The organism is Caldanaerobacter subterraneus (genome assembly GCF_004345675.1).
Taxonomy (GTDB): domain Bacteria; phylum Bacillota; class Thermoanaerobacteria; order Thermoanaerobacterales; family Thermoanaerobacteraceae; genus Thermoanaerobacter; species Thermoanaerobacter subterraneus.
Genome location: NZ_SLWU01000050.1, coordinates 1 through 7,291, shown reverse-complemented (window position 1 = coordinate 7,291; position 7,291 = coordinate 1). Strand labels below are relative to the sequence as shown.

General features: G+C 41.9%; 11 protein-coding genes and 2 pseudogenes. 10 read left to right on the top strand and 3 right to left on the bottom strand.

The genetic code is table 11. The features are described 5' to 3' along the window. Positions 1–299: 299 nt before the first annotated feature. The gene (locus tag EV203_RS12865; protein ID WP_207910903.1) at positions 300–1,016 is read left to right on the top strand and encodes a ClpP family protease; all 717 of its coding nucleotides are present in this window, start codon (positions 300–302) and stop codon (positions 1,014–1,016) included. 3 nt (positions 1,017–1,019) lie between these two features. Further along, positions 1,020–1,226, top strand: coding sequence for a YlzJ-like family protein (locus EV203_RS12860; protein ID WP_011025668.1), 207 nt, complete (start codon positions 1,020–1,022; stop codon positions 1,224–1,226). A 200-nt stretch (positions 1,227–1,426) separates the two neighbouring features. Here EV203_RS12860 and EV203_RS12850 read toward each other — a convergent pair. Then, positions 1,427–2,198: pseudogene (locus tag EV203_RS12850) on the bottom strand (DDE-type integrase/transposase/recombinase); the annotation flags it as partial. A 349-nt stretch (positions 2,199–2,547) separates the two neighbouring features. On the opposite strand from EV203_RS12850, the gene EV203_RS12845 reads away from it, so the two are divergent. The 4 genes and pseudogenes from EV203_RS12845 to EV203_RS14470 all read left to right on the top strand — a co-directional run. Beyond that, positions 2,548–3,264 carry a slipin family protein gene (locus tag EV203_RS12845; protein WP_481752977.1) on the top strand — a complete coding sequence of 239 codons (717 nt, stop codon included), beginning with the start codon at positions 2,548–2,550 and terminating at the stop codon, positions 3,262–3,264. Between the two features lie 180 nt (positions 3,265–3,444). After that, positions 3,445–3,633, top strand: a complete 189-nt coding sequence (locus EV203_RS14480; RefSeq protein ID WP_481752976.1) for a ferritin family protein — start codon at positions 3,445–3,447, stop codon at positions 3,631–3,633. Between the two features lie 3 nt (positions 3,634–3,636). Next, positions 3,637–3,762 (top strand): hypothetical protein, encoded by a 126-nt coding sequence (locus EV203_RS14475; protein ID WP_481752975.1) that lies wholly within the window; start codon positions 3,637–3,639, stop codon positions 3,760–3,762. A 19-nt stretch (positions 3,763–3,781) separates the two neighbouring features. Further along, positions 3,782–3,838 (top strand): annotated as a pseudogene (locus EV203_RS14470) (hypothetical protein); the annotation flags it as partial. 49 nt (positions 3,839–3,887) lie between these two features. Here the strand turns inward: EV203_RS14470 and EV203_RS13990 are convergent. After that, the gene (locus tag EV203_RS13990; protein ID WP_243700712.1) at positions 3,888–4,073 is read right to left on the bottom strand and encodes a DUF6485 family protein; all 186 of its coding nucleotides are present in this window, start codon (positions 4,071–4,073) and stop codon (positions 3,888–3,890) included. 377 nt (positions 4,074–4,450) lie between these two features. On the opposite strand from EV203_RS13990, the gene EV203_RS13590 reads away from it, so the two are divergent. From EV203_RS13590 to EV203_RS12825, 4 genes are all read left to right on the top strand, one after another. Further along, positions 4,451–4,909, top strand: a complete 459-nt coding sequence (locus EV203_RS13590) for an MFS transporter (RefSeq protein ID WP_207910902.1) — start codon at positions 4,451–4,453, stop codon at positions 4,907–4,909. A gap of 93 nt (positions 4,910–5,002) precedes the next feature. Then, complete coding sequence (locus EV203_RS13585) at positions 5,003–5,164, top strand: hypothetical protein (protein WP_207910901.1); 162 nt, start codon at positions 5,003–5,005, stop codon at positions 5,162–5,164. 3 nt (positions 5,165–5,167) lie between these two features. Next, the gene (locus EV203_RS13495) at positions 5,168–5,314 is read left to right on the top strand and encodes a hypothetical protein (protein WP_165911624.1); all 147 of its coding nucleotides are present in this window, start codon (positions 5,168–5,170) and stop codon (positions 5,312–5,314) included. A gap of 282 nt (positions 5,315–5,596) precedes the next feature. Next, the gene (locus EV203_RS12825) at positions 5,597–5,839 is read left to right on the top strand and encodes a hypothetical protein (RefSeq protein ID WP_243700711.1); all 243 of its coding nucleotides are present in this window, start codon (positions 5,597–5,599) and stop codon (positions 5,837–5,839) included. Positions 5,840–5,886: 47 nt separating this feature from the next. On the opposite strand, the gene EV203_RS12820 is transcribed toward EV203_RS12825, so the two are convergent. Further along, positions 5,887–7,092 carry a dicarboxylate/amino acid:cation symporter gene (locus tag EV203_RS12820; protein WP_243700710.1) on the bottom strand — a complete coding sequence of 402 codons (1,206 nt, stop codon included), beginning with the start codon at positions 7,090–7,092 and terminating at the stop codon, positions 5,887–5,889. Positions 7,093–7,291: the final 199 nt, after the last annotated feature.

The following is a 7,291-nucleotide window of genomic DNA, read 5'->3' as shown; positions in this document are numbered from 1 at the left end:
TATTTTGAGAAACATATGGCATCACCTTTATGTTAGTTTATTACATTATACTACAAAAAGTGAATATAGTCAAGTATTATGGCAATAATTAGGAGAAAAATTGTCCCTACAGTTTTGAAAAATTTTTTAATCCTAAAAACAAAAAACCCTTGAAAATCAAGGGTTTGATATTTTTTACCAGCCCAAAAATGACCTCCAACTGACAAAGTCAAGAGGCCATAAGAGTTCTCCACGACGAATTTAGCCTGTAAATATGCATACTCTCCTTCTTTTTTTTTATACTAATATCTAGGAGAGTGATGCAGATGAAATTTGTAAACGAGGAAGGAACAGAACAACCACAAACCCTTCCACCAGTGCAGGAGAATATAAAAAACCTAGGTCAGACTAATCTACCTAATTTTGAGAGCAATATTCACTGCCTAACTATAATAGGACAGATAGAGGGACACATGATTTTACCTCCTCAAAACAAGACTACCAAATACGAACACATAATTCCCCAGCTAGTGGCAATAGAAGAAAACCCTAGTATAAAAGGGGTTCTTGTACTTTTGAACACTGTGGGAGGAGATGTTGAAGCAGGACTGGCTATAGCAGAAATGATTGCAAGCCTTTCCAAACCTACAGTTTCAATCGTCCTAGGAGGAGGACACAGCATAGGAGTTCCTCTGGCTGTTTCTGCAAATTACTCCTACATAGTTCCAAGTGCTACCATGACAATCCACCCCATAAGGATGACAGGACTTGTAGTAGGGGTCCCTCAAACTTTTGATTACTTTAACAAAATGCAGGACAGAATAGTGGAATTCATTGTGAGAAATTCAAAAATAAAAAGAGAAACTTTTATGAGTTTAATGCTAAAAACAGGAGAACTCGCCAATGACATTGGGACAATCCTCGTAGGTAAAGAAGCTGTCGATTATGGCTTAATAGACGAAATTGGGGGCATAAAAGAAGCTTTGAAAAAGCTTCACAAACTGATTGAAGAAAGAGAAAAGAAAGGGGATAATTAAAAGATGCTGTACACTATAATCCCCTATGAATTAATTTTTGAAAAAAGAGAGGATGTACCAGTAAGTTATATTGAACTAAAAATGGGTAACAAACAGCTTTTAGTGGAAAGAGTTTCAGAAGGCAAATACCTCATACGGCAGATGTACTCTACCAATCCTTTTGATTACCTTGATAAAAATTATTCGCCAGGAAGTATCATAACCTTATAGATAGTGTAAAATTTCAGTAGGTGACGAAGCAGGAAAATGAGGTATGGATGTAGAAAAAAAGACCTCACCGGGAAAAAATCAAAAATCAAATTCAAAATCTTTTCCCTCATATTAGCGCAATAACAATATGGAAGGCAGTGCAAGAAGTGGGGGATGAAATAAAGAAGGAAAGTGAAGAAAAGAGAGAAGCCGTGTTTGAATATGGAGAGATACCGGAAGGAAAAGAAGAACAAAGACTTAACAGGTACTTTGTAAGCACCAAGCGTCAGTTACGATAGCGGAAGGGGTTCCTAGGTTTTTAATAGAATTAAGCAAAGCAAAAGCTTGCCTGGAATCTCTATAAAGGGGAGAGGTGAAAGCCCAAAATAAAGCGGGTTCCAGAATCTATGACAAACCAAAGGTAATATTTCTTACCAGCGATTTTAACAACAGTTTCATCAACATGCCATTCATCAGAATTAAGATTTAACATAAGAATAAGTTCTAAGGAAATATTATGGAACAAAGGAGCAAACTTTTTACACCAGTTACTAATGGTTGTATAAAAACAGTTTTCAAAATAAGAGCAATATTTCTGAAAGAATTTTTACCAAGGAAGAACATAGACAAAGCAGATAGGATTATATGTACAGGATAGCGGATACGTTTAAAATTGGTTTTACCAGAAAGTTTAGAGATAGAAGTTGAAGGTATAGCAGTAATTTTGGGGACGAAAAAGGAATGATTGCACTTTTTATCAGAACAACGATAATTAGAGTAATACTCATAATCATGATGAAGGAACAAAGACTTACCGCAAACAGGGCAGCGAGGGTACTTGGGAGTTTTTCTAGAAGAAGGCTTATCAGGAGCAAATTGATGGTAGCATTTACGGCAGAGATATTTTTGGTAACCATCTGTAGTTTTGCCATATTTGTAAAACAGAGAAGTATTATTGCATTTTGGACAGGTTAATGGTACAATGTTTTGCATAAGGACTTTACACTTTCTTGGAGGTGTTTGTTTTTTCTGCAAAACATTGTACCAGAAAGGGTTGAAGTCCTCAGCTTTCATTTAAGTTTACAAATCAACAGAGATTAAAAGGAGGTTTTTTATGGATTTCATTTTTTATCCATTTGAGAGTTTTTTTAAAACCGTGAACTTCGTGATGTTGCTTGTCGAGATTTTACTCATAGTGCTATGGATAGGTTTTGCTGTTAACTCAAAAAGAACGTCCGTTATTGCTTTTACTTCGGCTATATCTGCTGTAATCTTCCTTCCTTCGCTTATGATGGGAAACCCCGTTGTGTCTTTTGTTTTACTTGCGGTGCTAATCTCGTTGATGGCGAATACGATTAAAATCGTAAACGAGTACCAGCGGGGGGTTCTTTTGAGGTTTGGCAAATTTGCTTACGTGGTGGGTCCAGGTATAAACGTCATAATGCCCTTTGGAATAGACCGTTTGTTAGTCGTCGACCTGAGGACTGCAACTATAGACGTGCCGCGCCAGGAAATTATAACAAAAGACAATATTCCCGTAATGATTGACGCTGTTGTTTATTTTAACGTGTTCCAACCGGAACTTGCAGTTTTGAAGGTTCAAAATTACTTCAATGCCACAAGCCTTCTTGCGCAGACCATATTGAGGGCTATATTGGGAAAGTACGATTTAGATGACATATTGGCCAAACGCCAGGAATTAAATGAAATGTTGAGGGAGGAACTGGACAGGGCCACCGATCCGTGGGGCGTTAAGGTAACAGCAACCGAAATTAAATCCATAGAGCTTCCGGAAGAGATGAAAAGGGCCATGGCAAAGCAAGCTGAAGCTGAAAGGGAAAGAAGAGCCAAGATAATAAGAGCAGAAGGCGAGCTTCAGGCGGCAGAAAAGCTTTCGGAGGCAGCGAGTATTATTTCAAAAAATCCCGGAGCCTTGCAGCTAAGACAGCTTCAAACTTTGAGTGAAATTGCGGTAGAAAAGAATTCCACGGTAATATTCCCCCTGCCAATGGAAATATTTAAATTTTTTGCACAGAAACAGGATGGCAGTGAAGGATAAGAAAAAGTTTTTGGCTCTTGAAATTTGAAAAATTTTAGGAGGATGTTTGATAGAATTAAAAGGTATAAAAACTAAAAAATTTTTAAGAAGCTTTTGCTAGTAAATCTCAGAAAAGGAACAAATATACTTATTTTACATTTATAGAGAAAAGAAGGTTACGAGAAAATTGCCGCTATTTTTATGGAAACTGCGGAAAATGAGAAAGAACACGCAAAAGTGTGGGCAAAATATCTAGGACTCATCGGCGATACTGCCAAAAATTTAGAAGAAGCTGCGGCAGGCGAGAACTACGAGTGGACCAGTATGTACAAGGAATTTGCAAAAGTTGCAAGAGAAGAGGGGTTTTACGAAATAGCCGAACGCTTTTAGAAGGTGGCAGAAGTTGAGAAGGTCCACGAGGAAAGATACCGCAAGCTGCTTTCTGAGCTGAAAGAGGGCACCCTTTTCAAGAGCGAAAAGCCGGTCAAGTGGCGTTGCCGAAACTGCGGATACATATGAGGGAACGGAACCGCCGGAGAAATGTCCGGCCTGCGATCATCCGAAAGGATTTTACGAGAAGGTTGTCGAAGAATGATCAAAATCCGCTTTTAGGTTCAAGCCTAAAAGCGGATTTGTTTTTTAATCTAGCGCCTTGAATTATAATCCTCAATGAAAAACTCTATAGACCTATTGTAAGTTTTTTCGGCTTCCTTCGAGAAGTAACATGCGGGCAGCTCTCCATTTCTTCGGTGGTAATGCAGGCACTCGCAGCAGCGTCCCTTACGAGGGCATGGTTCGTAAGTGCACGTGCAGATGGCTTTATTTTTCATTATGATGCATTCCAAAACCGTTCACCTCCATAAGAAATTTTAACTGATTTATCGAATAAATCAAGGTTATTACAACATATTGCTAAAATTCTGGTAATAAGTCAGTCCTTCAGCTTGAAATATTTTTTCCTAAACAATAAAGGAATGGTTGTTTTTTATGAAACATTTGTTACAATTATAATGAAAACAAATGTTACAAGAAGGAAATATGAAAGTGACCGATAGTGACCGGAAGTGGCTGCTGCTGATCTACAGGGTGCCCGTAGAGCCGTCGACCCTCAGAGTAAAAGCCTGGCGCAAGATGAAGGAAATAGGGGCCCTTTACCTTCAGCAATCGGCAGCCATCTGCCCCTTGCTGGATAGTAAAAAAGGAGCTTTTGGATTTTGCCAGGGAGATCAGGTCTGCGGGAGGCGAAGCCCATCTATTCGAGGTGGAGACGGTATCGGAAGGTGACATTGAAAATCTTATTGAATCCTTCAACGCCCAGCGGAATAAAGAGTATACCCTCATAGCCGAATCGTCTTCCGAAGAAATCCGCGGCAGGGCTTTCGGGCTCCATAGGACCATGGATACCCTTGGAGCGATGATAGGAGTACTGCTGGCCTATTACTTCATAACCAGGGAGCATCTCGATTTCCGCCAGATATTCCTATACTCCTTAATTCCGGCAGTTATGGGCGTAATGGCTTTATTTTTTGTTAGAGAAAAGGGAGTTGCCAAAATAAGTAAAGAAAGGCCCTCCCTGAACTGGAAAGCCCTGGACCGCCGCTTGAAATCCTTTCTGATGGAGCACCGGCGCCCTTTTATTTTGGTGGATTTATGGGGATTTTGGTAGCAATCGATATCGCAATTTTGATTTAAAAACTTGCCAAAATTGGAGCGAAGGTGTAAAATGAATGGAAAGATTGGGAAAACTAGTTAGGGAGTTTTGCAGAAAATTCATCGGAGGGAGGATATAAAACTGAGACTGAAGGATAAAATTCTTGAACTGATGAAAAGTGAAGGATATAGGCCCATGACCGAAGGGGAAATACTGGTAGCGTTGGATCTTGACATAAAAGAGACGGACCTATTGCTTAAGACACTCTAGTCAATGGGAAAGAAAGGTCTTGTGGTTAAAAACAGAAAGGGTAAGTACGGTCTTCCTGAGCGGATGAACCTAGTAGTAGAGCACTTGGAAGGCAACTTCAAAGGATATGCCTTTTTGATTCCGGACAATCCCGAAATGGAAGGTATTTGAGGAGTAAACAATTCTAGTATACATTTTACGTTAAAAAAGCGAAAAAAGGAATAGCAATATATAATAAACTACTAATTTTAAACTCCTAGATTTTTAACGAAGAGAAAAGTTTTGAAAAATTTTTACCTACAAAACCTTGACAGGGACAAAAGTCATAACGGCGCTTCATAAGGAGTTTGAGTTGTGATAGAATTGAATTACCATAATGTGCAGTAGGGGGTAAGGCGATGTGTCGGGGAGCCGAGCGAGGTATAAGCCCGTAAATTCGGAGGGGTATATCCCGTGGAGATAATGGCAAATACTTTGGGGATGTTCGGTCAGGGAGTTAAGGTATGCGTCGAAGTTGCGACAATGGCCCTTGACGCAGGGTTGATACCGTACGGCGAGGACGTTATCGCCGCAGGCGTCAGCGGCGTCGGGGCGGATACCGCAATCATCATACGCCCGTCCTACGCGGCCAGCATATTTGATACCTGGATTTCGGAGATACTGTGCAAACCGGCGAAGAGGAAAAGGGAGGCATAGCAAAAACCCCATTCCCTAAAAGGGAATGGGGTTTTTGCTACAACCGGTTAAGTTCGGTTAAGTTCCTTTTCGGTAGCGGCTACTACCACCGAGCCGGCTATGTCCCCCGTTACGTTAATAGAGGTCCTGGCCATATCGAGTATGCGGTCTATTCCCGCTATGAGGGCTATGCCTTCCATGGGCAGGCCCACCGACTGTAGCACCATCGTGAGCATTATGAGGCCCGCACCGGGGACGCCGGCGGTCCCTATGGAAGCCAGGGTAGCGGTCAGTATTATTACCAACTGCTGCGAAAGTGAGAGGTTGATGCCGAAAACCTGGGCGACGAACAAGGCGGAGACTCCCTGGTAAAGAGCGGTGCCGTCCATGTTAATAGTGGCGCCCAGCGGCAGCACAAAACTGCCGATAGACTTGGGAACGCCCAGGTTCTTTTCCGTCACTTCCATGGAGACCGGCAGGGTCGCCGAACTGCTGCTGGTGGTGAAGGCCATCAGAATCGCCGGTGCGGCGCCTCTGAAGAATCTGATCGGGCTAATCCTGGCGAATATTGAAACCAGAGACGAATAAACTAAAGCGGCGTGGAGGGCACAGCCCAGGTAAACCGTTATTATTACCTTCAGCAGAGGAAGGAGTACCGACGGACCATTAGCGGCGACTACGGGTACGATAAGTGCAAAAACGCCTATGGGTGCGTACTCCATGATTATCCCGACTATTTTATAGCTGATCTCAGCCAGGCTGTCGAAGAAGTTTAGAACCGGTTTGCCCTTTTCACCGATAAAGGTAATAGCTATTCCCAGGAAGATGGCAAACACTATGATCTGGAGCATATTGGCTTCAGCCATGGCCTTTACCGGGTTTGTCGGGACGATGTTCAGAAGGGTCTCCACCACCGATGGCGCCTGTTTGACCTCTACTTTGGCATCCTGAGGCAGGGTCATGCCCATGCCGGGATCAAGGATATTGCCCAGGATGAGGCCGAGGGTTACGGCAAAGGCGGTGGTGAGGAGGTAGTATGCCATGGTCTTGGCTCCTATTCTACCCAATTTTCTAACATCGCCGGTGCTAGCCGCTCCAACCACTAGCGAGGAAAGGACCAGCGGTACTATTATCATTTTGATGAGGTTGAGGAACAGGTCTCCAAAGGGTTTTATGTAGGTTTTGGCCGCATCGGGAGCTGATGTAAATAAAAGGCCGACAAAGACACCGAGAATTAGACCGATTAAAATTTTGGTTGTGACATTAAACTTCAACAGTTAACCCCCCTTTTATTTTTTGTATCGTTAACAATAAAGATATTTAAAATTCCCACCTCCCCAAGTTAAGTCTATATAATTGTGTAAAAAGGAGTTGAGCTATTCCCCACCCCTGGTTAGAATAGAAATAGAAACGAACCAAAAAATCTAACCGGAGGGATAGGAAATGGCTCAATACAATATTACCATAGATTCT